At 69.4% G+C, this 25,031-nt stretch carries 26 protein-coding genes; 9 read left to right on the forward strand and 17 right to left on the reverse strand.

The window, feature by feature from the left end:
• Positions 1-4: 4 nt before the first annotated feature.
• The gene (rarD, locus tag RS85_RS05495) at positions 5-940 is read right to left on the reverse strand and encodes an EamA family transporter RarD (RefSeq protein WP_046012429.1); all 936 of its coding nucleotides are present in this window, start codon (positions 938-940) and stop codon (positions 5-7) included.
• 76 nt (positions 941-1,016) lie between these two features.
• A complete protein-coding gene (gene groES, locus RS85_RS05500; protein ID WP_046012430.1) occupies positions 1,017-1,313 on the reverse strand; it encodes a co-chaperone GroES in 297 nt (98 codons plus the stop codon).
• A gap of 161 nt (positions 1,314-1,474) precedes the next feature.
• Between groES and RS85_RS05505 the strand changes: the two genes are divergently transcribed.
• On the forward strand, positions 1,475-2,686 hold the full coding sequence (locus tag RS85_RS05505; protein ID WP_442921926.1) for a THUMP-like domain-containing protein: 1,212 nt from the start codon (positions 1,475-1,477) through the stop codon (positions 2,684-2,686).
• Between the two features lie 6 nt (positions 2,687-2,692).
• On the opposite strand, the gene RS85_RS05510 is transcribed toward RS85_RS05505, so the two are convergent.
• From RS85_RS05510 to RS85_RS05570, 12 genes are all read right to left on the reverse strand, one after another.
• On the reverse strand, positions 2,693-3,865 hold the full coding sequence (locus tag RS85_RS05510; protein WP_152642335.1) for a hypothetical protein: 1,173 nt from the start codon (positions 3,863-3,865) through the stop codon (positions 2,693-2,695).
• Entirely contained in the window at positions 3,849-4,913 is a 1,065-nt protein-coding gene (locus RS85_RS05520) for a hypothetical protein (RefSeq protein WP_046012434.1), read from the reverse strand. Before RS85_RS05520 ends, RS85_RS05510 begins: the two co-directional genes overlap by 17 nt.
• A gap of 4 nt (positions 4,914-4,917) precedes the next feature.
• Positions 4,918-5,400, reverse strand: a complete 483-nt coding sequence (locus tag RS85_RS05525; RefSeq protein WP_046012435.1) for a hypothetical protein — start codon at positions 5,398-5,400, stop codon at positions 4,918-4,920.
• Complete coding sequence (tsaD, locus tag RS85_RS05530; RefSeq protein WP_046012436.1) at positions 5,397-6,476, reverse strand: tRNA (adenosine(37)-N6)-threonylcarbamoyltransferase complex transferase subunit TsaD; 1,080 nt, start codon at positions 6,474-6,476, stop codon at positions 5,397-5,399. The genes RS85_RS05525 and tsaD overlap by 4 nt, the downstream gene beginning before the upstream one ends.
• Positions 6,473-6,961 (reverse strand): ribosomal protein S18-alanine N-acetyltransferase, encoded by a 489-nt coding sequence (rimI, locus tag RS85_RS05535; protein WP_046012437.1) that lies wholly within the window; start codon positions 6,959-6,961, stop codon positions 6,473-6,475. The genes tsaD and rimI overlap by 4 nt, the downstream gene beginning before the upstream one ends.
• Complete coding sequence (gene tsaB / locus RS85_RS05540; RefSeq protein WP_046012438.1) at positions 6,958-7,575, reverse strand: tRNA (adenosine(37)-N6)-threonylcarbamoyltransferase complex dimerization subunit type 1 TsaB; 618 nt, start codon at positions 7,573-7,575, stop codon at positions 6,958-6,960. Before tsaB ends, rimI begins: the two co-directional genes overlap by 4 nt.
• 49 nt (positions 7,576-7,624) lie before the next feature.
• Positions 7,625-8,821 (reverse strand): hypothetical protein, encoded by a 1,197-nt coding sequence (locus tag RS85_RS05545; protein ID WP_046012439.1) that lies wholly within the window; start codon positions 8,819-8,821, stop codon positions 7,625-7,627.
• Positions 8,818-10,461: a sensor histidine kinase gene (locus RS85_RS05550; RefSeq protein WP_235282346.1), complete on the reverse strand. Its 1,644-nt coding sequence runs from the start codon at positions 10,459-10,461 to the stop codon at positions 8,818-8,820. Before RS85_RS05550 ends, RS85_RS05545 begins: the two co-directional genes overlap by 4 nt.
• Positions 10,462-10,632: 171 nt before the next feature.
• Positions 10,633-11,439 carry a response regulator transcription factor gene (locus tag RS85_RS05555; RefSeq protein ID WP_046012441.1) on the reverse strand — a complete coding sequence of 269 codons (807 nt, stop codon included), beginning with the start codon at positions 11,437-11,439 and terminating at the stop codon, positions 10,633-10,635.
• Positions 11,436-11,927 carry a tRNA (adenosine(37)-N6)-threonylcarbamoyltransferase complex ATPase subunit type 1 TsaE gene (gene tsaE, locus RS85_RS05560; RefSeq protein ID WP_235282347.1) on the reverse strand — a complete coding sequence of 164 codons (492 nt, stop codon included), beginning with the start codon at positions 11,925-11,927 and terminating at the stop codon, positions 11,436-11,438. Before tsaE ends, RS85_RS05555 begins: the two co-directional genes overlap by 4 nt.
• Positions 11,924-13,030, reverse strand: coding sequence for an alanine racemase (alr, locus tag RS85_RS05565; RefSeq protein ID WP_046012442.1), 1,107 nt, complete (start codon positions 13,028-13,030; stop codon positions 11,924-11,926). Before alr ends, tsaE begins: the two co-directional genes overlap by 4 nt.
• Positions 13,027-13,386, reverse strand: a complete 360-nt coding sequence (locus RS85_RS05570; RefSeq protein WP_046012443.1) for a holo-ACP synthase — start codon at positions 13,384-13,386, stop codon at positions 13,027-13,029. The genes alr and RS85_RS05570 overlap by 4 nt, the downstream gene beginning before the upstream one ends.
• 224 nt (positions 13,387-13,610) lie before the next feature.
• Here RS85_RS05570 and RS85_RS05575 point away from each other — a divergent pair, with 224 nt between their 5' ends.
• Positions 13,611-14,441, forward strand: a complete 831-nt coding sequence (locus tag RS85_RS05575; RefSeq protein WP_052703428.1) for an endonuclease domain-containing protein — start codon at positions 13,611-13,613, stop codon at positions 14,439-14,441.
• A gap of 121 nt (positions 14,442-14,562) precedes the next feature.
• Here the strand turns inward: RS85_RS05575 and glmS are convergent, their stop codons facing one another.
• Both glmS and coaA read right to left on the reverse strand, forming a co-directional pair.
• Complete coding sequence (gene glmS / locus RS85_RS05580) at positions 14,563-16,410, reverse strand: glutamine--fructose-6-phosphate transaminase (isomerizing) (RefSeq protein ID WP_046012444.1); 1,848 nt, start codon at positions 16,408-16,410, stop codon at positions 14,563-14,565.
• A 136-nt stretch (positions 16,411-16,546) separates the two neighbouring features.
• On the reverse strand, positions 16,547-17,485 hold the full coding sequence (coaA, locus tag RS85_RS05585) for a type I pantothenate kinase (protein WP_162836763.1): 939 nt from the start codon (positions 17,483-17,485) through the stop codon (positions 16,547-16,549).
• 42 nt (positions 17,486-17,527) lie between these two features.
• On the opposite strand from coaA, the gene RS85_RS05590 reads away from it, so the two are divergent.
• From RS85_RS05590 to RS85_RS05605, 4 genes are all read left to right on the forward strand, one after another.
• Positions 17,528-18,472, forward strand: a complete 945-nt coding sequence (locus tag RS85_RS05590) for a Ppx/GppA phosphatase family protein (RefSeq protein ID WP_046012446.1) — start codon at positions 17,528-17,530, stop codon at positions 18,470-18,472.
• 35 nt (positions 18,473-18,507) lie between these two features.
• Positions 18,508-18,981: a VanZ family protein gene (locus tag RS85_RS05595; RefSeq protein ID WP_052703430.1), complete on the forward strand. Its 474-nt coding sequence runs from the start codon at positions 18,508-18,510 to the stop codon at positions 18,979-18,981.
• Positions 18,978-19,727 (forward strand): arsenate reductase/protein-tyrosine-phosphatase family protein, encoded by a 750-nt coding sequence (locus RS85_RS05600; RefSeq protein ID WP_235282348.1) that lies wholly within the window; start codon positions 18,978-18,980, stop codon positions 19,725-19,727. The genes RS85_RS05595 and RS85_RS05600 overlap by 4 nt, the downstream gene beginning before the upstream one ends.
• A 94-nt stretch (positions 19,728-19,821) precedes the next feature.
• Positions 19,822-21,279 carry a polysaccharide biosynthesis tyrosine autokinase gene (locus RS85_RS05605; protein ID WP_046012447.1) on the forward strand — a complete coding sequence of 486 codons (1,458 nt, stop codon included), beginning with the start codon at positions 19,822-19,824 and terminating at the stop codon, positions 21,277-21,279.
• Here the strand turns inward: RS85_RS05605 and RS85_RS18935 are convergent.
• Positions 21,270-22,370: a PqqD family protein gene (locus tag RS85_RS18935; protein ID WP_052703432.1), complete on the reverse strand. Its 1,101-nt coding sequence runs from the start codon at positions 22,368-22,370 to the stop codon at positions 21,270-21,272. The genes RS85_RS05605 and RS85_RS18935 overlap by 10 nt on opposite strands.
• Before the next feature lie 325 nt (positions 22,371-22,695).
• On the opposite strand from RS85_RS18935, the gene RS85_RS05615 reads away from it, so the two are divergent.
• The 3 genes from RS85_RS05615 to RS85_RS05625 all read left to right on the forward strand — a co-directional run bounded on the left by RS85_RS05615 (position 22,696) and on the right by RS85_RS05625 (position 24,980).
• On the forward strand, positions 22,696-23,592 hold the full coding sequence (locus tag RS85_RS05615) for a helix-turn-helix domain-containing protein (protein ID WP_046012448.1): 897 nt from the start codon (positions 22,696-22,698) through the stop codon (positions 23,590-23,592).
• Between the two features lie 220 nt (positions 23,593-23,812).
• The gene (locus tag RS85_RS05620; RefSeq protein ID WP_046012449.1) at positions 23,813-24,358 is read left to right on the forward strand and encodes a hypothetical protein; all 546 of its coding nucleotides are present in this window, start codon (positions 23,813-23,815) and stop codon (positions 24,356-24,358) included.
• Positions 24,359-24,476: 118 nt separating this feature from the next.
• Positions 24,477-24,980 carry a hypothetical protein gene (locus RS85_RS05625; protein ID WP_046012450.1) on the forward strand — a complete coding sequence of 168 codons (504 nt, stop codon included), beginning with the start codon at positions 24,477-24,479 and terminating at the stop codon, positions 24,978-24,980.
• Positions 24,981-25,031: the final 51 nt, after the last annotated feature.

Raw genomic sequence — 25,031 nt, forward strand, 5'->3', positions numbered from 1 at the left:
CCCCTCAGATCAGCTCTGCCCGGGCCTTCACCCTGCCTCGACGGCCCGCCAGCAGGAGGTCGGCCACGAACACGGCGATCGCGATCCACACGATGATGAATCCGGCCCAGCGCTCGGGCGGCATCGGCTCGCCGAGGACCGCGACGCCGAGGATGAACTGCATCACCGGGGTGATGAACTGGATCATGCCGATCACGGTGAGATCGATGCGCCGGGTGCCCGCGGCGAAGAGCAGCAGCGGCACCGCCGTGACGACACCGGCGAAGCAGAGCACCAGAGCATGAGCCCAGCCGTTCTGCCCCATCGTGATGCCCTCGGGCGTCTGCGCGACGATGATGAGCTGGACGACGGCGATGGGGACCAGCCAGAACGACTCGAGCGTGAGACCGCTGACCGCGTCGACCGCGGGACCGATCTTCTTCTTGATGAGCCCGTAGAGACCGAAGGATGCCGTCAGCGAGAGCGCGATCCACGGGAAGTCGCCGTAGCCGACGACGATCACGACGACCGCGATCGCGGCGATGCCGATGGCCGCCCACTGCAGACGGCGGATGCGCTCCTTCAGGATGAAGACTCCGAGGAGCACCGTCGTGATGGGGTTCACGAAGTAGCCGAGGCTCGTCTCGACGACGTGGCCGGTGAGTGTGCCGATGACGAAGACCTGCCAGTTGACGTAGATCAGGACACCGGCGAGCGCGGTCCATGCCAGCAGCTTCGGCTGGCGAAGGATCACCCTGAAGGCGGCCCAACCGCGCGTCACCGTCAGCAGCAGGAGGCAGAAGACCAGCGACAGCAGGACCCGCCAGGCCACGACCTCCCACGGTCCTGTCGGGACCAGAAGCAGGAAGTACAGCGGGAGGATCCCCCACAGCAGGTACGCGGCCCCTGCGTAGGCGACTCCGGCGGTCCGAGTGGCGCGGGTCGTCGTCTCAAGGGGCACTGCTCAACCCTATGCCGGGGAAAGCAGAAGGGGCTCGGATGCCATGGCATCCGAGCCCCTTCCGAGGAACGCTGATTCAGCGGACGACGACCGCCAGGACGTCGCGGGCCGACAGGACGAGGTACTCGTCTGCGCCGAACTTGACCTCGGTGCCGCCGTACTTGCTGTACAGGACACGGTCGCCGACGGCGACGTCGATCGGAACGCGGTTGCCGTTGTCGTCGATGCGGCCGGGGCCGACGGCGATGACTTCGCCCTCCTGCGGCTTCTCCTTGGCAGTGTCGGGGATGACCAGCCCACTCGCGGTGGTCTGCTCGGCCTCGACCTGCTGGATGACGATGCGGTCCTCGAGCGGCTTGATGGAAACCGACACGGTCTACCTCTTCTTTCTTGACGCTGACACGAAAGACTTGTTCGCACTCTCAACCCGAGAGTGCTAATCCAGTCTAGGCGTTCGGTTGGCACTCACGCAATGCGAGTGCCAACCGACGGCCCGGGCGCCGGACGACGGGGAATTAGGCTGAGGTCGTGGAGATGTCCGAGCTGCGAGCCCTGCTGACCCCCGATGGGCTCGAGCTGCTCGACGCCGTGGGGCCCATCGACGACGCTGCGGAGGTCGCTCGCGCGGTGTCGCGACTGCGTTCCGCCGGCCACTCCCCCGACCTGGTCTCGGCCGTGGTCGGACAGGCGCACCTGCGCTCGCGGGCGAGCGCGAAGTTCGGGCCGTTCGCCGGCAGGATGCTCTTCACCCGGACGGGCCTCGAACAGGCGACCCGGCTGGCCGTCGCCGCGCGTCACGCGCAGCGCATCCGCAGCGTCGGCATCACGCGGGTCGCCGATCTCGGCTGCGGCATCGGCGGCGACGCCCTCGCCTTCGCGGGCGCGGGCCTCGACGTGCTCGCCGTCGAGGCCGACGAGGTCACCTCGGTGATCGCCGCCTACAACCTCGCACCCTTCGGCGACGCGGCCGTCGTCCGGCACAGCACGGCAGAAGAAGCCCTCGCCTCCGGGACCGGACCGGGAGCAGAGCCCGGCGCCGTCTGGATGGATCCTGCCCGCCGCACGGCCGGTCACAGCGAGACCCGCCGCGTCTCCCCCGACGACTACTCCCCCTCGCTGGACTGGGCGTTCGACGTCGCGTCACGGATGCCGACCGGCATCAAGCTCGGACCGGCCCACGACCGCGACGCCCTTCCTCTCGACGGAGAGGCGCAGTGGGTGAGCGCCGACGGCAGCGTCGTGGAGCTGGTCCTGTGGAGCGGTGTCCTGGCCCGTGAAGGCGTGCGCCGCGCCGCCCTGGTGATCCGCGGCGAGCGCTCCTACGAGCTCACCTCGGGCGCGGATGCCGACGACGTGCCCGTCCGTGAACTCGGCTCGTTCCTGCACGAGCCGGACGGTGCCGTGATCCGGGCCCGTCTGATCGGCGATGTGGCGCGGAGCCTCGACGCCGGGATGCTGGACCGCCACATCGCCTATCTCACCTCGGATGCCGCCGTGACGAGCCCCTTCGTGCAGTCGTTCCGTGTGCGCGAGACGATGCCGGCCAATCCCAAAGCCATCAGCGCGGTACTGAAGGCGAACGGGATCGGCAGGCTCGAGATCAAGAAGCGCGGCGTCGACATCGACCCCGCGGCGTTCCGGAAGAAGCTCACGCTGCGCGGGGACGCCGAGGCGACGCTCATCCTCGTCCGCGTCGGCGACCAGCGCAGGGCGATCCTCGCCGATCGCGTGCCGGCGGCCGACTGAGCGCGCTCAGCCCTCGGGCTGGCTCGGAATGGTGACCTCGATCGGATCGCCGTGCTCCCCGCCGAGCTCCATCCTGTCTCCCGGGTTCGGGAACCCGACGGTCTGCGCGATCAAGAGATAGGGCGTCTGATTCTGCGTGTTCTGAACGCGCAGGTTCCAGGTCGTCGGCATCCCGTCCACCGTGCCGTCGACGTCGGTGGACACGCCTCGGCCGGCCGCATCGAACTCCGAGGTGCACACCGTGCGTCCGCCCGCGCCGTCGACGATCATGCAGTATTCGACGAACCCGCCGCCTTCCACGAATCGGGTGCCCAGCCACACGGGCTCGCTCAGGAAATCGCCCACGAGCAGCAGCCCGGCGTTGAAGCCGTTCTCGACGAGTTCCGCCGCGCGATCGCGCTCGGTTCCCTGGAACTGACTGATCATCGCGAGATCCGACGTCCAGCGCTGGATGGAGACCATCGGCTCCCCCTCTGTGGAGAGGATCATGGTCGCGTTCACGCTGGATCCGGGAGCCACCCCGGACTCGGCATCGCTGCCCGCATTCGGAGGAACCATGACCGAGGCCGACAGACCGAAGCGCTCCAGGTCGTCGGCGTCCTGACAGGACTCCGCTGACGCCTGCGCGATGTCGATCACCAGGCACGCCTGCGCACCGTCGTCACGGGTCGCGTACCAGACCAGCGCGTCCTCCTCTTCGGCGACCGCCTCGAGCGAGCCGTCGTCGAAGGCTCCCTCCTCTTCCAGGGCGAGCTGCCTCTCCTGCTGGTCCGCGGTCAGCGAGACGATCTCGGGACGCTGACCGAAGATCGCCCAGCCGGCGCCCGCGCCGATCACCAGGAGTAGAGCGGATGCCGCGGCGACGATGCCCCCGCGGCGGGCCCGGGTGAGCCGGGCGAACCTGCCGGGGTGCGAGGTCTCGGGGGTCTCGCGGGTTTCGCTGGCTTCTCGGGCAGCGGCGCTCGGCGGGACCTGCTCTCGATCGACCCCGGCCGGGTCCTCGTCTGCCGGCAGCGGCTGCTCCCGAGCCGCGCTCGTCGATGCGACAGGGCGGTGCGCTCGCTCGAGTTCGCGCAGACGCCGCGCCTCGGCATCCGTCAATCCCCCGCCTGGTCCATAGGCGCGCCGTTGCAGCGCCCGCAGCTCGGCCGCCCTCGTCTGCTCAGTCTCCTCCGGCATTGAGAGCACCTCCCTCGCGGGTGATCACGAGGTACGTCGGGCCGTTCGGAGCCAGCTCGAACCGCGTCGTGGCGCCGCTCGTGGGATCGACGACGTTGAGCACGAGCCCCGCCTGCTGCTCGGCGATCGTCTGCGGGTCGGCGCAGACCACAGGCGAATCCGGCGTCGAACCGTCGTGGATGAGACACGACCCCGGCTCGTCGACCTTCATGGCGGTCCAGATCGGCACATCGTCGTCGTAGCCGACCACCCAGATGGAGTTGGGGTCGAAACCTTCGTCCTCGGCGAGCCGCCCGGCGATACGGGTCTCCGCCTCGTTCGCATACACGATGCCGGAGCGCTCCTCGCTGAAGAGGTTGCTGCTCACGGCGACGGCGGGCTCGCCCGAGGCGGAGAACAGCAGTTGCGCCGAGACCTGGCGCTGGTCGGCAGCGGGGTCGCCGACCATGATCGAGCCGTACATGCCGGTCGCGAGGACGGCCTCGCTGGGTTGGCACGTCGGGACGGTGATCTCACCGTCGCTCAGGATGAGGCAGATGCGTTCCGTCTCGTCCCTCGTGGCCGTCCAGATGACCACGCCATCCTTCTCGGCGACCGGGCTCACCGACCCCTGGTCGTAGACGCCCTCGGCGACCAGGTCGCGCTGCCATTCCTGCTGCTCCGCGGTGAGTGCGACCGCCTCGGCCCGGGACTGGCCGAAGAGCAGCCATCCCATGCCGACACCGCAGACGAGGGTCGCCACAGCGGCGAGCGCGAGCAGCCGCCCGCGTCCTGCGAGCAGAGACCAACGGTTCCCCGCGTCTACTTCCGGGCTCTCGAAGCCGTGGGCGAAATCCGGCGAAGACTCGGCGATCGGTGCCGCCATGTCCGCCCGCGGAGCCCCGACAGCGGCGACCCGTTCGGCCTCCCTCGTCTCGACGGGCTGAGCTCCGTCCCGCGCCTGGAGCGCGCGCAAGCGTGCCGCCTCGGCATCCGTCAGGCCTCCGCTGCGGCCATAGGCCCGCGCCTGCAGGTCACGCAGCTCTGCGAGATCTCCGGCGTCCGGCATCCGACTAGCCGAGCCGCTCGAACTGCATGCCGGCCCAGACGAGCCAGCCGAGGCTGTAGACCGTCGCGCAGAGGCCGAGGACGAGCGCCCAGCGCGCGATGGCCCGGCTCTCGACCGGGCGGCGCAGCGACATGATCGCCGCGACGACCGAGACGACGGCCACCGGGATTCCCCAGCCGACGAAGAACGAAGCACCGAGCGCGACGATCGCCGCCAGCAGCGCCCACGGCGCGAGTCGGGCATCGTCGGTCGCCGAGGCGGCTGTCGCCGGTTCCCAGTCGCTGTCATCGACGGCGTCGAGGTCGGGGCCGCTCACCACGACGGGTTCGACACCGACCGGGCCGGTCGGGAGCTTCGTGTAGCCGCCGCGGTGAGCGCCGGGGATCCTGATCGCTCCGATCGGCCGCTCGACATCGCCGCTCGGAGGTTCGATGCGCGGGAGCGGAACGGACCCGTCGGCTTCGGGCGTGCGCGGCACGTCGCTCATGCCGGCACCGCTTCCGCGACCTGGATCTCGGTGACCGGCAGCGTCGAGTCCGCGCCGAAGGCGAGGGTCGAGGGCCGGCGCCCCGACGAGATCAGCTCGGCGGCGAGCGCGGCGATCATCGCGCCGTTGTCGGTGCAGAGCGAGAGAGGCGGGATCCGCACGGTCACGCCCGCCGCCTCGGCGCGTTCCAGGGCCACCTCGCGCAAGCGCTTGTTCGCGATCACTCCTCCGCCGAGCAGCAGCCGCGGAACGCCGAGGTCGGCGCACGCGGCGAGGGCCTTGGTCACCAGCACATCGACGACGGCCTCGCGGAAGCTCGCCGCGATGTCCGCCACCGGGATCGCGGTCGCGCCGGTCGCCGGGTCGGCCTCGTAGCGCTCGACCCAGCGGGCGACGGCGGTCTTCAGCCCCGAGAACGAGAAGTCGTAGCGGTGCTTCGCCAGGTCGGAGGCGCGGGACAGTCCGCGGGGGAAGCGGATGGCGTTCGGGTCGCCGTCGAGAGCCGCCCGGTCGATCTCGGGGCCGCCGGGATACGGCAGCGACAGGAGACGGGCGACCTTGTCGAAGGCCTCGCCGGCGGCATCGTCCACGGTCTCGCCGAGCAGCTCGACGTCGGTCGTGAGATCTCGCACATGCAGGAGCGACGTGTGCCCTCCCGAGACCAGCAGCGCGATGGTGGGGTACTCGAGAGGTTCGGCATCCGGAGTGAGGATGTCGGCGGCGATGTGCCCGACGAGGTGGTTGACCGCGTACAGCGGCTTTCCGAGCGACACTGCGAGGCCCTTCGCGGCACCGACGCCGACCATGAGCGCACCCGCGAGTCCCGGACCGCTGGTCACCGCCACGGCATCGAGATCGTCGAGGCGCACGCCGGCCTCGGCGAGGGCCGCATCGATCGATGGCTGCAGCGCCTCGAGGTGCGCACGCGCGGCCACCTCGGGCACGACGCCGCCGAAGCGGGCGTGCTCGTCCATGCTGGAGGCGATGGTGTTCGACAGCAGCGTGCGACCTCGGACGATGCCGATTCCGGTCTCGTCGCAGCTTGTCTCGATCCCGAGGACCAGCGGCTCGTTCATGCGTTCGCCTCCTCGGGTTCTTCCGCGAACAGCGGATGCCGGCGCAGATCTCTGCGCATCACGATCGCTTCCACGTCGTCCGGTTGGTAGTAGTGCGGACGCCGGCCGATCTCCTCGAAGCCCTCGGCGAGGTAGAGCCCCGCGGCCGTGGGGTTGTCGGCCCGGACGTCGAGGAAGATCTCGCGTGCACCGCGTGCGCGTGCGGCCGCCAGGAGCGCCCGCAGCAGAGCCCGCCCGCGGCCCTCTCCGCGGCGCTCGGCGAGGAGGGCGATGGTCTGGATGTCGGCATCCGCGCTCCCCTGCAGCGCTCGCACGCCCCCGTAGCCGATGACCTCCCCGTCGTGCTCGTCGACGAGGTAGACACCGTGCGCGCTGGCGAGCTCGGCGGCCATGGTCTCGGAACTCCACGCGTCGGTCGGGAACGATCGGTGCTCGATCGCCATGATCGCATCGAGGTCGGCGGGCGTCGCTGCGCGAAGGGTCATGATCCGACCTTCTTGGGCGCCCCGGGCATGGTCACGTCGGGGTGGCGCATATACAGGGGTTCGTCGCCGGTCAGGGTGCGATCGGCAGCGAGGGCGCTGGCACCCACCCGGGCGAGGTCGGCCGCGGAGAACGAGGCGACGTCGACTCGGCGGATGCCGTCGAGGTGCGCGTCGGCGTCGACAGCCTTCACGAGCACCGTGTCGGAGACGACGTGCGGGATGCCGTCGGCATCCGTCCCCTCGAAGACGGTGATCGCGACCTCGCGCCGCCGTGCATCCGTGACGATCGCGAACGGACCGGTCACCGTCTCGAGGGTCGTGAGCGCGGCGGCGAGGTGGCTGGGCACGGACACGACGGGGATGCCGCGACCGAGGGCGAAGGTGCGAGCTGCGGCGATGCCGATACGCAGCCCGGTGAAGGGTCCGGGACCCATGCCGGCGACGACGTGCGTGATGTCTCCGGGGCCCGCTTCGCTGAGTACCTCCGCGAGCAGCACGCCGATGACTTCGGCGTGGCCGAGCGGGTCCGTGGTGGTCGCCTCCGCACGGCGGGTGCCGTCAGCGTCGATGAGGGCGACAGCGGTGCCCAGGGAGGTGTCGACGGCGAGGATCACCTCTCCAGGGTAGTCGGATGCACCCGTGTTGCGGACGGGGACGAGACGGTCAGCGCCCGCCGGGTTCCGCCCCGGGAGCGTCGGCGTCGGCGTCGACGACGACGGTGATGGACGGATCGGCGACGGCGGCGCGCTTCCAGCCGTCGCCTCCGTCGGCACGGGCTCGGAGCGCGGCCTCGGCCGCGGCGGAGACCAGCGCGTCGTAGTCGTACCCGACCGATGACACTCGCGCCCATCCGATGCTCGCGGAAGCGCGGATGCCGTGCACCGGCGAGGCGCCGTCGAGATCCGACACGGCGGTGAGAATCGCCCTGATGTGGTCCCGCACCTCTTCGTCGCTCCCTGGCACGAGGACGACGGCCCGATCCTGATCGACGGCGTCGACGTCGGCGACGTCGGGGACGCTCTGTTCGACGTCGGCGTGGAAGCGATCCACGATCACAGCGAACGCAGGCCCGGTCGATGCCTCACGCAGATCGCGAGGATCGTCCAGACGGATGTCCAGGACCGCCCACGACGCATCACCCTGCGCGCGAGCCTTCTGCAGCCTCGCTCGTGCGGAGGACGCGGCACCATCGGAACGCGCCTGCGTCGGCGGCACTGCGCGCACCATCAGCAGCAGCGTGAAGGCGGCGCACGTGCCCACGATGAGCGTGCCGACGGAGTTGATGCCGCGGAGGGCACCCAGCTGCTCCTCGACGCTCGCGTCGGCGAACTGCAGGGCGGACCCGGCCGTCACCACCGAGACGATCGCGAACCCTGCGGAAGCGAGCGCCAGCGGGAGCGTGATGTCCCGCGCGACGCGGTCGTCGCGGAACAGCTCATAGGCGACCAATGCCGCGAACGCGCCGCTCACGAGGAAACCGAGGTGGAACGCGAGAAGGTACCACGGCGTGCCCGATGCGGCCACCAGCACGGCGGTGCACAGCACGGCGAAGGCGATGGCGACCCAGCCGAGCCCTTTCCTCCCGCGGTGCTGGCGCAGTCCGAGCCAGATCAACGGTTCGAAGCTGAGGAGCAGGCCGGATGCCGCGGCGCGCAGCATCCCGTCGCCCCCGTGGTGGCCGGCCAGCCAGAGGTAGGCGGCGAGCGTGCTCACGGCGAACGCCACGCCCCAGGTGACGGTCGCCCGGCTGGGGCGCGCGAGCGTCCCGAGCCCGAGCACCAGCGCGGCGAGGAGCGTCACGACGGCCACCATGCCCGTCGTGCCGTCGACGGCGACCGGGGAGAGATGAGCGGAGATCATGATCGCACCTGCTTCTCGGATGGGTTCTGCTCCCGCGGGAAGCGCAGGGTGACGGTCGTTCCGGCGCCGACGGCGCTCTCGATGTCGATGGTGCCGTCGTGCGCTGTCACGATGTCCCGGGCGATGCCCATGCCGAGGCCGGTTCCCGCGATGCCGGCGCGCACGACGCGCGCCGTGCGGAAATAGGGCTCGAAGACGCGCGGCAGATCGTCGGGCCCGATGCCCGCGCCCGTGTCCGCGATCGAGACCTGGGCTCGCCCGTCGGCGTCCGATGAGAACCGGACGATGAGCCGGCCACCGGACGGCGTGTACTTGACCGCGTTGCCGAGGATGTTGTCGAGCACCTGCCGGAGCCGGAAGGCATCGCCGTGGATCGGGAGGGTGTCGGCACCGTCGACCTCGAGCCGCAGCCCCCCGCCCTCGACGAGCGGAGCGAACGACGCAGCCGCGGCCTCGAAGACCTCTCGCAGATCGACCGCTCCGAACGGCTCGGCGGGAGCCTGCCTGCTCGCGTCGAGGGTGCTCGCGACGAGGTCCTCCATGCGCTCCCCGGCGTTGGCGATGACCTCCAACTGCGCGGTCACCCGCGCCGGCAGGTCTTCTCGCTCCCGGAGCAGGTCCACGTGGCCGATGATCGCGGTCAGCGGGTTGCGCAGTTCGTGCGAGACGACGGCGGCGAGCGCACGGCGCTCCTCTGCGGCCTCGAACAGCTCGGTCACGTCGTCGATCACGACCAGGGCGATGTGCTCCTGCTCGGTGGCGCCCGCGATCGCCTGGGTGCTCACCTGCAGGGCGCGCCACCGCCCGTCGCTGTCGAAGAGCCAGACGCTCTCATCGTGGAGCCTCTCACCACGAGCGGCGCGTGCGAGCGTCGTACGATCCGGCGGCAGTGCCGCACCACGGCGTCGGTCGTACTCGACCGCGGCCGAGGGAAGCGCCTGTCCGAAACGATCCCTGCCGTAGAGCGTGCGGTAGGCGTCGTTCATCTGCAGGATGTGGCGCTCGCCGTCGACGACCACCAACGCCACGCCCAGCGCATCGATGATCTGGGTGACGCGCCGCTGATTCGTCTCTGCCCGCTCGGCTGCACGATCGACCTGCTCCGAGCGGCGTTGCAGCAGACGACGCGCGGCGCGGGAACGCTGCGCCCCGATGCGGACCGTCACCCCGAGGAAGCTGAGCGCGATGATCACGGTCAGGATGCGCAGCAGCACATCAGCGGCTTCACCCGTCGGCTCCGCGAAGACCGCGAGGCAGGCACTGATGAGGGCCACACCGACGAACACCCACGGCATCGTGAAGTAGGTGGCGAGCCAGGTCACCGGAAAGACCCAGAGAAGCCCCAGCCGCAAGTCCCATGCCGTGGTCAGCAGACCGACGGCCAGGGCGTCGAAGAGAGGAAGAGCGGCTACCGCCGACCGCGGCAGCCGCTGCCACGGCAGCGCGAGCGTCGCTATCGTGGTGAGCACGACGAGGGCGAGACCGGCGACGAAGGTGCCGCTCACCAGGACGTCCGGGGTGAAGGCCGCCACCATCACGAGGATGGCGACCACGCTGCCGGTGAAGACGAGTTGCCAGCGCCAGATCGAAACCGTGCGGATCATGAACGCCCGCCCCTCCGGTCGATCCTCAGCTTTCACGCAAGATTACTCAAAGATCGGGTCTTTGCGCTCTTCAGGCGCGTTGACCGCCCTAACATTCCTGTGAGGGGTTGATTCTGCGACTGGGGTTTCGCAGGCGCTGGGCCACGCGAATGGGGATTCGTCGGCGTTGGGGCCGCGGCTGGGGAGCCGCGGCCCCACCAGCACCCTCTACCGGACGCCGCCGTCTTCGATCGCGAGTCGATAGCCCACGCCGCGGACGGTCTCGACATAGCGCGGCTCGGTCGGACTGTCTCCGAGCTTCCGGCGCAGATTCGCTATATGCGTCTCGATCGCTCTCTTGTCGGGTTCGCTGACGGGGCCCTGCTGGTCCGGCGGGCTCCCCCGCAGCCCCAGCGCGAGCTCCGACTTGCTGCGGACGCGCGGCCCCGCCTCGAGAAGCATCGCGAGCAGCTCGAACTCCGTCGGCGTGAGGTCGATGCGTGCCTGCGCCACCAGGACCACTCGCGTGTCGAGATCCAGACTGAGGTCACGGTGCACTCGCCCGCGCCAGGTCGCGACGGTGGCATCCGTGCTCACCACCGGTATCGCCCCGCTCGGCGCACGCACCGCCGGCGCGCCCACCGGATCCGGGATCTGCGGGCGCCGCAGCAGTGCCTCGATCCGGGCGCGGAGCTCGCGCGGCCGGAACGGCTTGACGAGGTACTCGTCGGCCCCCGAGGTGAGCCCCAGCACGACATCCGACTCCGACGACAGGGCGGACAGCATGATGATGAACGTGCCGCTGATCTGGCGGATGCGACGCGCCACCTCGAAGCCGTCGATGCCGGGGAGGTTGACGTCGAGCGTCGTGATCACCGGGCGACGCGACTCCACCGCGGCGAGTCCCTCGAGACCGGAGCCGGCGAGCGCGGTCTCGAACCCGGCGGCACGGAACACCTCGTCCAGCAGCGACCGCACGTCGGCGTCGTCCTCGATGATCACGGCGACCAAGGGCTGCTCGCCCGGGACGCTCACCGGGCGCTCTCTTTCACGATGGTCACGATGCGGGGGGCATCGGCATCCAGCTCGGACGGGTCGAGGTCGTCGTCCCCGCCCGCACCGACGGGGCGCTCGAGTTCGATGTCCCACCACGAGTCCACGAGCTCCTCGGCCATGCTGCGCCCCCATTCGATGACGACGACGGAGCGGTCCAGGTCGAGGTCGAGGTCATCGAGCTCTTCCGCGGAACCGAGGCGATACGCGTCGACGTGCACGAGCGGTGGACGTCCGACCAGCGAGGGGTGCGTGCGAGCGATGACGAAGGTCGGACTCTGCACGGGCCCGCGCACCCCGAGTCCGTCGGCGAGGCCGCGGGTGAACGTCGTCTTCCCGGCGCCCAAGGGTCCGGTGAGGATGAGCACGTCCCCCGCCTCCAGCTGCTCGCCGATGCGGCGGCCGAGGCTCTCCATCTCCACGGACGTCGCGATCTCGTGCCTTCCGAGGAAGGCCGCGTCGACGCTCACGACGTCCGCCGAGGCACGCGGGGGCCGATACGCGTGACGATCTCGTAGTCGATCGTGCCCGCGGCATCCGCCCACTCGGCGGCAGACGGCACCCCGAGGGTCGGATCACCGAACAGGATCACCTCGTCGCCGATGGAGACCGGAGCGTCGCCGACGTCGACGACGAACTGGTCCATCGCGACGCGGCCGACGTTGCGGAAGCGTCGTCCGGCGATCGAGACGGGGAGCGTGCCCGATCCGCTGCGCGGGACGCCGTCGGCGTAGCCGAGCGGGACGAGGACCAGGGTGGTGTCGCGCTCGGTGCGATGGTCGTAGCCGTAGGAGACGCCGGCTCCGGCGGGCACTCGACGCACGGCCGCGATCGCTCCCCGGAGGGTCATCGCCGGTCGCAGGCCGAGTTCGGCAGAGCTGCGGTCGTCGAACGGAGAGAGTCCGTAGAGCCCGATGCCGATCCGCACGGCGTCGAGTCGCATCTCCGGAAGGTCGATCGCTGCGGCGGTCGCTGCGATATGGCGGATCTCGGGCCGGATGCCGAAGGATGCCGCTGCGGCGACGCCCTCCTCGAACCGCGCGAGGGCAGCCCGGTCGTCCTCGGGCGAGGTGTTCGAGAGATGGCTGAAGAGGCCGACGATGCGGAGCCTGCCGATCCGCTCCAGCCGTGCCGCCTCGGCGAGTACGCGCCCCCAGTCCGCCGGAGCGATGCCGTTGCGCGAGAGCCCGGTCTCGAACTTCAGGTGCACGCCGACGGGTCGGTCGACGGAGGCGGCGGCGCCGGCCGCTTCGAGCTGGTCGAACGTCGATATGCCGACCTCGACGTCTTCTGCGGCGGCCCGCTCGAACCGCTCCCCCGGCGCGTGCAGCCACGCCATGATCGGCGCGTGCACGCCCTGCCTGCGCAACTCGAGTGCTTCGGGGATCTCGGCGACGCCGATCCTGGTGGCGCCCGCCGACAGCGCCGCCACTGCCGACGCGGCAGCTCCATGGCCGTAGGCGTTCGCCTTGACGACGGCGATGACCTCCACGCCGGTCAGACGGCGGAAGTGGCGCACGTTGTCGGCGATCGCGTCGAGTTCGATCGTCGCTTCGCGGAAGGGGACGGTCACAGCGGCGCTCCTTCGGCGACGACGAAGGCGGCAGCGAGTCCGGCGTCGTGGGTGAGGGTCAGATGGAGTGTGACGATTCCGCGCTCCTCCACCACGGTTGCCGTGGACCCGGAGAGGACGAAGTGCGGCTTGCCCGAGGGCTCGGATGCGATCTCGATCTCGGTCCAGTGCACGCCGTCGGAACCGCCCAGGGCCTTGATAAGCGCTTCTTTCGCGGCATACCGGGCGGCGAGCGACGGCAGACGGAGGGTGCGCTCGGATTCGGCGAACAGGCGCTCGCGCAGACGTGGCGTCCGCGTCATGGTCCGTTCGAACCGCGGGATGTCCACGAGGTCGATGCCGGTCCCGATGATCACCCGTTCAGCCTAGCGGCGTGCCCTGGCGACCTGGGGGTGCGGGGCTCACTCTGTCGGCTCCCATCACAGTTGCAGGTCGAATGTGCCCGATCCCGACCTGCATCCGTGATCTGGACCTGCAGACTGCCCGGCGCCGTCTCTGCACAGCCTCAGCTTGCGGGGTATCCATCCACAACCGCCCCTGAAGGAGTCAGATCCGCATCCGGCTGTCGGATGCTCGATCCATGATCGATGCTGCCTATCTCCTCGCCCGGCTCGGGGGAATCGCCCGCGGAAGCACGCTCCAGAAGTACGGATGCTCGCGGTCCGGCCTGGCCGCCGCGACGAACGCCGGCGGGATACGGCGACTCCGGCAGGGGGTGTTCGCTCTCCCGACCACGCATGCCGGCATCGTGACCGCCGCCGAGCACGGCGGCGCCCTCACCTGCGCGGCCGCACTGCGCGCCCACGGGGTCTGGCTGCTGCCCGTTCCCGATGGCGAGATTCACGTCTGGATGGGGCGAAGCGGCAGACACCATCGGCACGAGGGATGCTCGTGCACGAACCACTACTCGCCCGGATCAGCAGAGCTCGGGCTCGCGCCGGTCGTCGCGTGCCTGATCCACGCCTATCGATGCCTCGACGAGGAGGCCTTCTTCGCCGCCTATGAGTCGGCCTGGAACCAGCGGCTCCTCGGCGCTCACGACCGAGCACGGATCCGTCGAGAACTGCCCTCAGCAGCCCGCTGGCTACTCGATCTCGCGAGGCCGGACGCACAGAGCGGACTCGAATCTCTACTGAGACTGCGTGTGCATCTGCTCGGCATCCTGCTCGACTGCCAGGTGCACATCCCCGGCGTCGGCCGCGTCGACTTCGTGCTGGCCGGGCGGATCATCCTCGAGGCCGATGGCAAGGAGAACCATACGCACGCGAAGCGGCACGCCGACCTCAGGAGGGATGCCGCGGCATCCGCTCTCGGGTACGAGACGCTGCGCTTCGACTACGCCATGATCGTGCACGACTGGCCGACAGTCGTCGCGGCGATCCTGCCCGCCCTCGGCCGGGCGCGCTCATGACAGCCGGATGCCGCAGAACGTGGGTTCAGATCACACCTGCAGGTCGAGAGACGAGTATCCGACCTGCAGGTGTGATCTCGACCTGCAAACTGCCGGCGGGCGAGACGAAACGCCGCCAGACTTACTCGACCGTGACGGACTTCGCGAGGTTGCGCGGCTGGTCGACGTCGAGACCCTTGGCCGTCGCGAGCGCCATCGCGAAGATCTGCAGCGGCACGACCGCGAGGAGCGGCTCGAACATCGCACCCGCGAGCGGGATGTGGATCACCTCGTCGGCGAACGGCAGCACCGCGGCGTCGCCCTCTTCGGCGATCACGATCACCCGGGCACCGCGTGCGCGGATCTCCTGGATGTTCGACACGACCTTGGAGTGGATCAGCGCGGAGTGACGCGGCGACGGCACCAGCACGAACACGGGCTGCCCGGCCTCGATGAGCGCGATCGGTCCGTGCTTGAGCTCGCCTGCGGCGAAGCCCTCGGCGTGGATGTACGAGATCTCCTTGAGCTTGAGCGCGCCCTCGAGCGCGATCGGGTAGCCCACGTGGCGGCCGAGGAAGAGCACCGAGCGGGTGTCGGCCATCCAGCCCGCGAGCTGCGTGACGTGCTCCTGCTCGCGCTCCAGCACGCTCGCGATCTTGTCGGGAAGCGAGAGCAGCTCCTCGACATCGGTCGAGGCGTCGGCGATCGCGCCGCGTACGCGACCCATGTGCAGGCCGAGCAGCAGCAGGGCGGTGATCTGGGCAGAGAACGCCTTGGTCGATGCCACGGCGACCTCGGGGCCGGCGTGGGTGTAGACGACGGCATCCGACTCTCGCGGGATGGTCGCCCCCTGGGTGTTGCAGATCGAGAGGGTGCGCGCTCCGCGCTCGCGGGCGTACTTCACGGCCATGAGCGTGTCCATGGTCTCGCCCGACTGGCTGATCGAGACGACGAGAGTGTCGGCGCCGATCACCGGGTCGCGGTAGCGGAACTCGTGCGCGAGCTCGACGTCGACGGCGACGCGGGCCCACTGCTCGATCGCGTACTTGCCGACGAGTGCTGCGTAGGATGCCGTGCCGCACGCGGTGATGATGACGCGGTTGATGCCGACGAAGAGCTCGTCGAGTCCGTCGAGCTCCGGAATGACGACCTGGCCGTCCTGGATGCGACCGCGGATCGTGTTCGCCACGGCCTCGGGCTGCTCGGAGACTTCCTTGGCCATGAAGCTCGACCATCCGCCCTTCTCGGCGGCGGCAGCATCCCACGACACGTCGAACGGCTCGGCCTCGACGGGCACGCCGAAGAAGTCGGTGACGGTGACGGCTTCCGGGGTGATCGAGACGATCTGGTCCTGCCCGATCGAGAGCGCCTTGCGGGTGTACTCGATGAAGGCGGCGACGTCGGAGCCGAGGAAGTTCTCTCCCTCGCCGAGCCCGATCACGAGCGGCGAGTTGCGGCGAGCGCCGACGACGAGACCCGGGTGATCCTGGTGCATGGCGAGGAGCGTGAAGGCACCCTCGAGGCGGTTCACGACGTTGCGGAACGCGAGCTGCAGGTCGCCGCCGTTGCCGGCGTACTCGCGGCCGAGGAGAGCCGCGGCGACCTCGGTGTCGGTCTCGCTGCGGAACACGACGCCGTCGGCGAGGAGTTCGCCGCGCAGGGCGGAGAAGTTCTCGATGATTCCGTTGTGGATGACGGCGAGCTTGTCGTCGTCGGCGAGGTGCGGGTGCGCGTTCATGTCGGTCGGGCCGCCGTGCGTCGCCCATCGGGTGTGCCCGATGCCGGTCGAGCCGTCGGCGAGCGGCGCGTCGGCGAGCGAGTCGCGCAGCATGGCGAGCTTGCCCGCCTTCTTTCGCATGCCCAGCTCTCCGTCGCCATCGATGACGGCGACACCCGCGGAGTCATATCCGCGGTACTCGAGGCGGGCGAGACCGGCGAGAAGGATGTCCTGGCTGGGGCGGGGGCCCACGTATCCGACGATTCCACACATGCTTCAAAGATAAGCGGGATCTTTTGCGAGCCGTCCGAACAATACCCGGATGCCGCGTGGGGTTTCGACTCGCTCCGCTCGCTCAGTCCTGATACGCCGACGCTTCAACGCGCTTCGCGCATTGATCCGTCGCGTATCAGAGCTTCCGGAGCAGGACGCTCTCCACGGTGTGGTCGACGCCCTTGTTCAGCACGAGGCGCGCGCGGTGCTTGGTAGGCATCACGTTCTCGACGAGGTTCGGCATGTTGATCTCGTTCCAGTAGCCGAGCGCCGTGGTGATCGCCTCCTCGTCGGTGAGGTGAGCGAACACGTTGAAGTACGACGAGGGATTGCTGAACGCTCCCTGGCGGAGGGCCAGGAACCGGTCGACGTACCACTTCTCGATGTGAGATGTGTCGGCGTCGACGAAGATCGAGAAGTCGAACAGGTCGCTGACGGCGACGTCATTCGGCGCGGGCGGCGGCTGCAGTACGTTCAGACCCTCGACGATCACGACATCGGGCCGGCGCACGACGACGTGGGCGTCAGGGACGATGTCGTAACGCATGTGCGAGTAGAAGGGCGCGCGCACCTCGGCGGCGCCGCTCTTCACCTCGGTCAGGAACTCGAGGAGTGCGCGACGGTCGTACGACTCGGGGAAACCCTTGCGCTCCATCAGGCCGCGGCGTTCGAGCTCGGCGTTCGGGTACAGGAAGCCGTCGGTCGTGACGAGCTCGACCCGCGGGGTGCCCGGCCAGCGGCTCATCAGCTCGCGCAGCAGGCGCGCGATCGTCGACTTGCCGACCGCGACGGAACCCGCGACGCCGACGACGAAGGGGGTGGTGGTGTCGTCCTCCTGCAGGAACGTCGAGGTCGCAGCTCCCAGCCGCTTCGTCGCAGTCGCGTAGAGGCTCAGCAGCCGACTCAGCGGGAGGTAGACCTCGCGCACCTCGGTCATGCTCAGCCGATCGCCGATGCCTCGAACCTCCACGACCTCGGTCTCGCTCAGCGGCTGATCCAGGTCGGCGGCCAGACGGGCCCATTCCGCGCGACCGATCTCACGGTACGGAGACAGCGGCTGCGTGGAGTCGACGATGGTCACGCTTCCATCGTATCGGGGCACGAGTAGTCTCTTCCCGTGCGCCTGGGAGTCCTCGACATCGGTTCGAACACCGTCCATATGCTCGCCGCCGACGTCCGTCCCGGCGGTCGACCGTTGGCGAAGACGAGCGACCGGACGGTACTGCGCCTCATGCGCTACCTCACCCCCGACGGCGCTATCTCGGAAGAGGGCGTGGTGGCGCTCGAGTCGGCGGTCGCCCAGGCCCGGCGCGTCGCGGAGACCGAGAGGGTCGACGAGCTGCTGGCGACGGCGACGAGTGCGGTGCGCGATGCACAGAACGGCGCGGATGTGATCGCCCGCATCGAAGCAGCGCTCGGACAGCCGCTGCAGGTGCTCGACGGCGAGACCGAGGCCGAGCTGACCTTCCTCGCAGTCCGGCGCTGGTTCGGCTGGTCGGCCGGGCAGCTGCTGCTTCTCGATATCGGCGGCGGCTCGCTCGAGATCGCGGCCGGTGCGGAGGAGATGCCGGATGCCGCGGCATCCGTCCCTCTGGGTGCCGGGCGCATGACGGTGCAGTTCCTGCCGCACGATCCCCCCGGCGAAGAGGATGTCGAGCGGCTGCGCGCCCATGCGAGGAAGACGCTCGCCGCCGTGCTCCCCCAGTTCCTGGCGCTGCCGAGGCCCGACCATGTCGTCGGCTCGTCGAAGGCGATCCGGTCTCTGGCGCGGCTGGTCGGGTATCCCGCGCCCGGCTGGTCCGGCACGGATCGGATGCTGCTGCCGCGGGCCTCGCTCGGGTCGTGGATCCCCCGGCTCGCACGGCTCCCGGCATCCGCTCGGCAGGAGCTGCCGGGCATCACGCCGGACCGCACGTTCCAGATCGTCGCCGCCGCCGTCTCGCTGCACGCTGCGATGACGGTGCTCGACCTCGATGAGCTCGAGGTGTCGCCCTGGGCGCTGCGCGAGGGCGTGCTGCTGCGTTACATCGAGCAGCTGAACTGGAGCGGCAACCGAACCTGAGTGCCGCGGTCGGCTGCGCTGGCTAGCATGGCGGCATGTCCGTGCCCCCGATCGCTCGCGCGCGCACCGGCGCCGTTGCGGCGAGGGTGCTGCTCGTCGGGTACCTGCTGTTCGTGGGCTTCACGGTATGGCTGCCGGCGGCGATCTCGTCGCGCGTGACCGGACTGGTCGGCATCATCGCGCGCTGGATCGCAGAGGCCGGGATCACGTCGTATCAGCGGGCCGCGTTCGTCCTGGAGATCCTCGCCAACGTGGCGCTGTTCGTGCCCATCGGTCTGCTGCTGCTGCTCGCCTGGCCGCGCCTGCGGCTGTGGCAGGCCGTGCTGATCGGTGCGCTCATGAGCGTGGTCATCGAGACCGTGCAAGGGGTCATGCCGTCGAGGTTCCCGACGCTGTCGGACGTGATCGCCAACACCCTCGGCACGCTGATCGGAGCACTCATCGTGGCGTTCATCCTCTACCTGGCCGGGGTGGGCCGCCCGGCTGCGGCGCGTAGGCTGACGGCGTGAACGCGCACCGTGAGGACTCGCCGCCCGCAGGCATGAGCCGGCGGGAATGGCGTGAGAAGCAGGCGTCGGCCGACGAGAAGCAGGCGACGACGACCGAGCAACAGGTGGCGCTGCCCGATTTCCTCGGCAGTCCGGCTACGGCGGAGCAGCCGCGATCGGCGCTGACCATCCTGACGGTGTGCACGGGCAACATCTGCCGTTCCCCGCTGGCCGAGATCCTGCTGCGAGCCCGCCTGGAGCCGCTCGGTGTCCGCGTGCACAGTGCCGGTACGCATGCGCTCGTCGGTCACGGCATGCCGGACTTCGCCCTCGAACTCGCCCACCAGGCCGGCGTCGACCCGCAGGTGGCCGCCGCACATCAGGCGCGCTACCTGGTCGAGCCTCTTCTCGGCGATGCCGACCTCATCCTCACGATGGCGCGCGAACACCGCTCGCACGTGGTGAAGATGATGCCGAACCGGTTGCGTCGTACGTTCACGATCCGCGAGTTCGCCCGGCTCGCGTCGACGCTCTCGACAGATGACGCTCGCGCTGCTGCGGATGCCGCGGGCAGATCGTCGCAGGACCGCTTCGCGGCCGTGCTCCGCGCGGTCGTCGATCAGCGCGGTCTGACCCCGGCGAATGCCGACGACGATGACGTCATCGACCCGTACCGGCGCTCGCGCGACACCTATGCGCTCTCGGGATCACAGCTCATCCCCACGATCGACGAGGTCGAGCGGATCGTCCGCGTCGCGATCGTCTGAGTCGAGCCTTTCCCCGGCTGGGCGGCGTTCGCCGTATGCTCATTGTCGTATCTGCATCTCGAGTTCCCCACGGGATGCATGAGGGGATGAAGAGTTGGAACTGAGAGACTACGCGCGCATTCTGCGTGCGCACTGGATCGTGATCATCGTCGCCACGATCGTCGGAGCGGCCGCCGCCTTCGGGTGGAGCGCGCTGCAGCCGCGTGTGTACTCCGCCGACACCACGGGCATCGTCACCTCTGTCGGCGGCGATGGCTCGAGCGGCAGCGCCTTGGTGGGCAACCAGCTCGCGCAGAGCCGGGTGAAGTCGTATCTGAATCTCGGGTCGTGGCGTGCGGTCGCCGAGCACGCGATCGACGAGCTCGACCTCGACACCTCCCCCGACGTGCTCGTCGACCGGGTCTCCGTGACGAACCCCGTCGACACGACGGCGCTCAAGGTCACCGCGACCGGCTCGACCCCGGAAGAGGCGCAGGCGCTCGCGCAGGCGTGGCTCGACGGCATGGCGATAGAGATCGAGAATCTCGAGGGCGGTACATCCACCTCGCCTGCGGCGATCTCGCTCATGGTCGGCGACTCGGCGCGGCTGCCCTCGTCGCCGTCGTCGCCGAACACCCGGCTCAACGTCATCATCGGCGCGCTGGCCGGGCTCGCTCTGGGTCTGGTGTACGCGTTCGTCCGGCACACGTTCGACCGCCGCGTCCGGCACCCGCGTGATATCGAGCGGGAGACCGGCGTCTCGGTGATCGGCACGCTGCCGCTCGAGAAGTCCATGGCCGGAGAGCGTCAGGTGATCGACTTCTCGCTCGACTCGCAGCACGGCGTCTCCCACCACACGATCGAGTCCATGCGCGAGCTGCGCACCAACCTGCAGTTCATCGACGTCGACAACCCGCCCAGGGTCATCGTCGTCACGAGCTCGGTTCCCGGAGACGGCAAGTCGACCGTGTCGGTGAACCTCGCCTCCAGCCTCGCCGCGGCGGGCCAGTGGGCGATCCTCATCGACTGCGACCTGCGGCGACCGGTCATCGCCGACATCTTCGGCATGTCCCGCGACGTCGGACTCACCGATGTGCTGGCCGGACGCGCCGACCTGCAGGACGTGGCACACCGCCCGTCTCGCGACGTTCCGCTCGCGGTCGTCGGCGCCGGACGCATCCCGCCGAACCCGAGCGAGCTGCTCGGCTCGCATCGCATGCGCGATTTCCTCGCCGAGATCAGCAAGTCGGCCATCGTGATCCTCGACTCTCCCCCGGTGCTGCCGGTGACGGATGCCGCTGTGCTGGCTGCCGGCGCCGACGGCGTGCTGATCGTCGTGTCGTCGGGCAAGACGACCTTCGACATGCTGCAGCGTGCCATCGACAACATCACGCGCACGACGGGCCGCGTGCTCGGCGTCGTGCTGAACCGTGTCCCTCGCAAGGGTGCGGAGTCGGCATACTACGGCCGCGAGTACTACGGCACGTACGAGAAGTACGCGCAGAGCGAGGACGAGCCCGACGCTGAGGAGAAGTCGCCGGGCGTGCGCCGCAGGGGCACCGCTCAGGTCTGAGCCGGCGCCGCCTGCAGGATGCCGTCATCGACGAGCTCCTGCACGGCGGCCCGCACCATGGCGCGGGCGTCGCCGTGCTCGGGCTCGCCGTGCTCGGCGATGACCGCGTCGACGAGTTCGTCGAGCGTCGCGCCCTGAGCGGCCGACCAGATCGTCGGCCCGATGCCGTCGAGCACATGGACCTGGCCGCCGGTCGGCGTGCGCCGGAGCACTGCCCTGCGGTCGCCGAGGTCGAGGGAGTCCACGGCCTCCCCGCGGTCGAATGTTCCGGGGCGCAGCGAGGCGTCGGCCGGCGCTCCGGCGCGCTCGCCGATGTGCGTCGAGGTGTCGCGCACCGGTCTGATCTCGGTGGCCATTAAGTCGTCGATGATCGCGTCGATGCCGGTGACCTCGCGGTAGCGCAGGCGCACCGCACCGCCGGTCGCGGCGAGCAGGGCATCGATCCGCTGCAGCGGGGCTGCGCCGTCGCACAGGTAGCTGGTCTGCGGCCCGAGGAGCTCGAGAGCCTCCCCCACGTCGAGCTGCTCGATCGTAGGCAGTTCCGGCGCGTCCGGCGAACGGTCGATCACGACGATCTTCACGACCCGGAGCGTGGGGGGCAGCGGATGCCCCGCACCGAGGCGTGATGGGGCCACCTGGGCTTTGTGGGCCGAATCCGGCTCGATGATCGAGAGGGGCTTGCGGTAGGGGTCCACGCGCCCGTCTGCGGCGATCGCGACAGTCTCGTCGCTGACGTAGGCGTAGCGCCGAGACAGATACCGGGCCGCCGTGGTCTTTCCGGTCCCCGACGCCGCGCTGAGCACCACGACGCGCCCGCTCTCATCGGCGAGACCCGCGGCGTGCAGCATCCACACCGGATCGTGGCGGCGATGAGCCAAGGCGGCGATCGTCACATCCGTCGAGAGCATCGAGAGCGCGGCATCGTCGTCGAGACCTTCGCGCACCGCCACGACGGCATCCGCCGCGTGGTCGCCGACGCGCAGGGCGTCGATCCAAGCGCCGCGAGCTCGATCCTGGAACTGCACGTCACGGAGTGAGGCGTCGACTTCGATGACGGCACCGACCGCGTCGACGAGAAAGCGATCAGGCATGAGGTCAGCTTATCGAGGTGGTCATGACCGCTCTGCTCAGGGGATAAAGGAACAATGCGCGCACTTTTGACGCAATATGCGCGCAATATGTCATTTCGATGTGAGAACTCTGTCCAACCGGCCCGCGCACCGGTATCCAGGAGTGCAGGAGTCACCTCGAAGGAATCCTCTGACTCCAGAAGAAACGGAGAGTCACGGTCACCGCCATCGTCATCGAGACGGTAGCGTATCGACCACGCGAAGCCAGCGGTGCTCGTCGATCTGAGGGGGTCGACGCGCACAGGTCACTCTGGCGCGCGCTCATCGGCGCACGGAAGGGTGTTGCGTGGATCTCGGCATCGTGAAGGAGATCGGCCCGCGGGAGCTCGCCGAACACGGCATCCGCTCGGTCGGCGACCGCGCCTCTCTGCGTGCGCGTGAACGGACTCCCGGGTCCATCACCCTTTTGCACCTCCGAGGTGCGTCCAACGAGGTAGCCATCAACACGCTCGCGGTGCACCCGGAGCACGCGGTCTTCGCCTTCCTCGAGGCGGATGCCCTCTGGACCCGGCGCGGCGACGAGTCATGGCGGCAGATCGAGAGCGGGCTCGTCATCGCGCCCCCCGGCCTTGCGCGCACTCTGCGATGTCAAGGAGAGTGGCGGGCCACGATCGCGTACATCCCTCGGGCGGCCATGGCGTCTTTCGTGTCGACGCTTCCGGCCGACGCCGAGATCTTCTCGGATCGGCGGTTGCTCGACCGCGCGATGCAGGACTTCATCGAGGGACTGCTGGATGCTGAGGAGCGTGCGACAGCGATCGAACGGTACGCCGTCGAGCAGCTCATCGTCGAGATGAGCGGCGCGATCCTGCTCGATCGGATCGGCGCGGTCTCCGGACACGGCTCACCGCATGCGGTGCTGCGCGATCGAGCGATCGCCGTGATCGCGCAGCAGTGCGGCGACCCGAGCCTGACACCCACGCAGGTCGCGCGCGAGGTGCAGTCCTCGTTGCGCCAACTGCAGCTCGTCTTCGCCGAGGCCGACAACAGCGTCGCCGGGGAGATCCGACGACAGCGCGCGCGCCTCGCACGATCCCTCCTCATCGACAGCCGGTACGACGTGCTGAGCATCGAGCAGGTCGCGCAGCGCTCCGGCTTCCAGTCGCCGATGAGCCTGCGCCGCGCGCTGGACGAGGCCTATAAGACAACGCCTCGCGCCCTCCGCGCGCAGCGTCGCGGATAGTTCCGCGCAGCGTCGCGGATAGTTCCGAACAGAGCGTTTTCGCTCAATCCGCGCAGGTTCAGCGCACACTGCGCTGACTTCTTCCAATCGATGTTCTGGGCCATGACCCCACCTCTACGTTGATGCCAACGAAGAGGCTCCTGGGGGATGCAGACAACGTGTCGCCTCTTCACCGACACAGCGGGCGACCGCATCTGCATTCAAGAGGGAGAACGATCTCGTGACCGAAGAAATCAACACCAGCAAGGGCTTCTCGCGCCGCACCGTCGTCAAGGGCGCCGCATGGTCCGTTCCGGTTATCGCTGCCGCCGTGGCGACGCCGCTCGCCGCAGCGTCGCTCGCCGGTGACCTCACCGCAGCATTCAGCGGCCCGCTCGCGCTCAATCTGTCCCTGGGGCCGATCACGCTCGCGACCGTCAACGCCGTGAACACCCTGACCATCACCAATGCGGGTCCGGCCGCCTCGCCCGTGGGTGCCACCGCGAACGTGCAGTACCTTCCCTCGCTGCTCACGCTGAACATCGCGGCTGTGGGCGGTGTGACCGTCGCGGGCTCCGACGGAAACTTCACCCTCACCCTGCCGTCGATCGCGGCCGGCGACAGCCTCGTCATCAACCTCGGTACGACGCTCGACACCTTGCTCGACCTCGGCCTGCTGACCTCGCTTGCCGGTGGCCCCGCGCAGACGATCTCCGCGACGCTCGGCGGAGACGGCGTTCCCGGAAACAACACGGCCGTCGCGCCGATCGGCATCACGCTGCTCTGAGCTGACGCTCACGCTCTGCGCGGCCACTGATGGGCCGCAGAGCCCCATGAACGGTCGACCCTTCGGGGCTGGCCGTTCGTGTGCCATTCGACTGCTCACCCTCGCAAAAGGATCATCAATGTCTGAAGAATTCCAGAAGAACAACGGCTTCTCGCGCCGCACCGTCGTCAAGGGTGCCGCCTGGTCGGTCCCGGTCATCGCCGCAGCTGTCGCCACCCCGCTCGCCGCGGCGTCCATCGTCGATGTCGGCGCATTCGCCCTGCGCGGCTCGTGCGGCACGCTCGGCTTGCTCGGCCCCGGCTTCACGCTGCAGGCGGGTCCGACGACTCCGTTGCCGGTCGGAACCACCGTCACGATCACCGGTTCGGGCATCGCCAACATCGGCGTCTTCAGCGTGTCCGGTGGTACGGCGGATGTGGCCGTTCTGTCGGGTACGAGCCGCCAGATCACCCTCACGTCCGCTCTGCCCGCCGGTGCGACGATCGCCTTCCGCACGACGCTGTCGATCTCGGTCGCATTCCAGCTCAACGCGGTCGCCACCCTCCCCACCGGATACTCCGGGTCGGGCGCGAAAACCGCCGGCAACGTCAGCTCGACGCTCATCCTCTGCTCGGCCAACTGATCGGCTGACCGAGGTACGGACGGCCGGGCCCTTCGGGGTCCGGCCGTTCTC

The sequence above is a fragment of the Microbacterium sp. SA39 genome (genome assembly GCF_000967865.1).
Classification (GTDB): domain Bacteria; phylum Actinomycetota; class Actinomycetes; order Actinomycetales; family Microbacteriaceae; genus Microbacterium.

What these genes read in the sequence shown, in the direction of transcription:
- RS85_RS05520 (WP_046012434.1), bottom strand. Translation starts at nt 4,913, where the DNA reads ATGCCGGACGCCGGAGATCTCGCAGAGCTGCGTGACCTGCAGGCGCGG.
- RS85_RS05510 (WP_152642335.1), bottom strand. Translation starts at nt 3,865, where the DNA reads ATGCCGGAGGAGACTGAGCAGACGAGGGCGGCCGAGCTGCGGGCGCTG.
- RS85_RS05525 (WP_046012435.1), bottom strand. Translation starts at nt 5,400, where the DNA reads ATGAGCGACGTGCCGCGCACGCCCGAAGCCGACGGGTCCGTTCCGCTC.
- RS85_RS05505 (WP_442921926.1), top strand. Translation starts at nt 1,475, where the DNA reads ATGTCCGAGCTGCGAGCCCTGCTGACCCCCGATGGGCTCGAGCTGCTC.
- RS85_RS05625 (WP_046012450.1), top strand. Translation starts at nt 24,477, where the DNA reads ATGTCTGAAGAATTCCAGAAGAACAACGGCTTCTCGCGCCGCACCGTC.
- glmS (WP_046012444.1), bottom strand. Translation starts at nt 16,410, where the DNA reads ATGTGTGGAATCGTCGGATACGTGGGCCCCCGCCCCAGCCAGGACATC.
- RS85_RS18935 (WP_052703432.1), bottom strand. Translation starts at nt 22,370, where the DNA reads ATGCCTGATCGCTTTCTCGTCGACGCGGTCGGTGCCGTCATCGAAGTC.
- RS85_RS05595 (WP_052703430.1), top strand. Translation starts at nt 18,508, where the DNA reads ATGTCCGTGCCCCCGATCGCTCGCGCGCGCACCGGCGCCGTTGCGGCG.
- RS85_RS05575 (WP_052703428.1), top strand. Translation starts at nt 13,611, where the DNA reads ATGATCGATGCTGCCTATCTCCTCGCCCGGCTCGGGGGAATCGCCCGC.
- rimI (WP_046012437.1), bottom strand. Translation starts at nt 6,961, where the DNA reads ATGACCCTTCGCGCAGCGACGCCCGCCGACCTCGATGCGATCATGGCG.
- RS85_RS05545 (WP_046012439.1), bottom strand. Translation starts at nt 8,821, where the DNA reads ATGATCTCCGCTCATCTCTCCCCGGTCGCCGTCGACGGCACGACGGGC.
- tsaD (WP_046012436.1), bottom strand. Translation starts at nt 6,476, where the DNA reads ATGAACGAGCCGCTGGTCCTCGGGATCGAGACAAGCTGCGACGAGACC.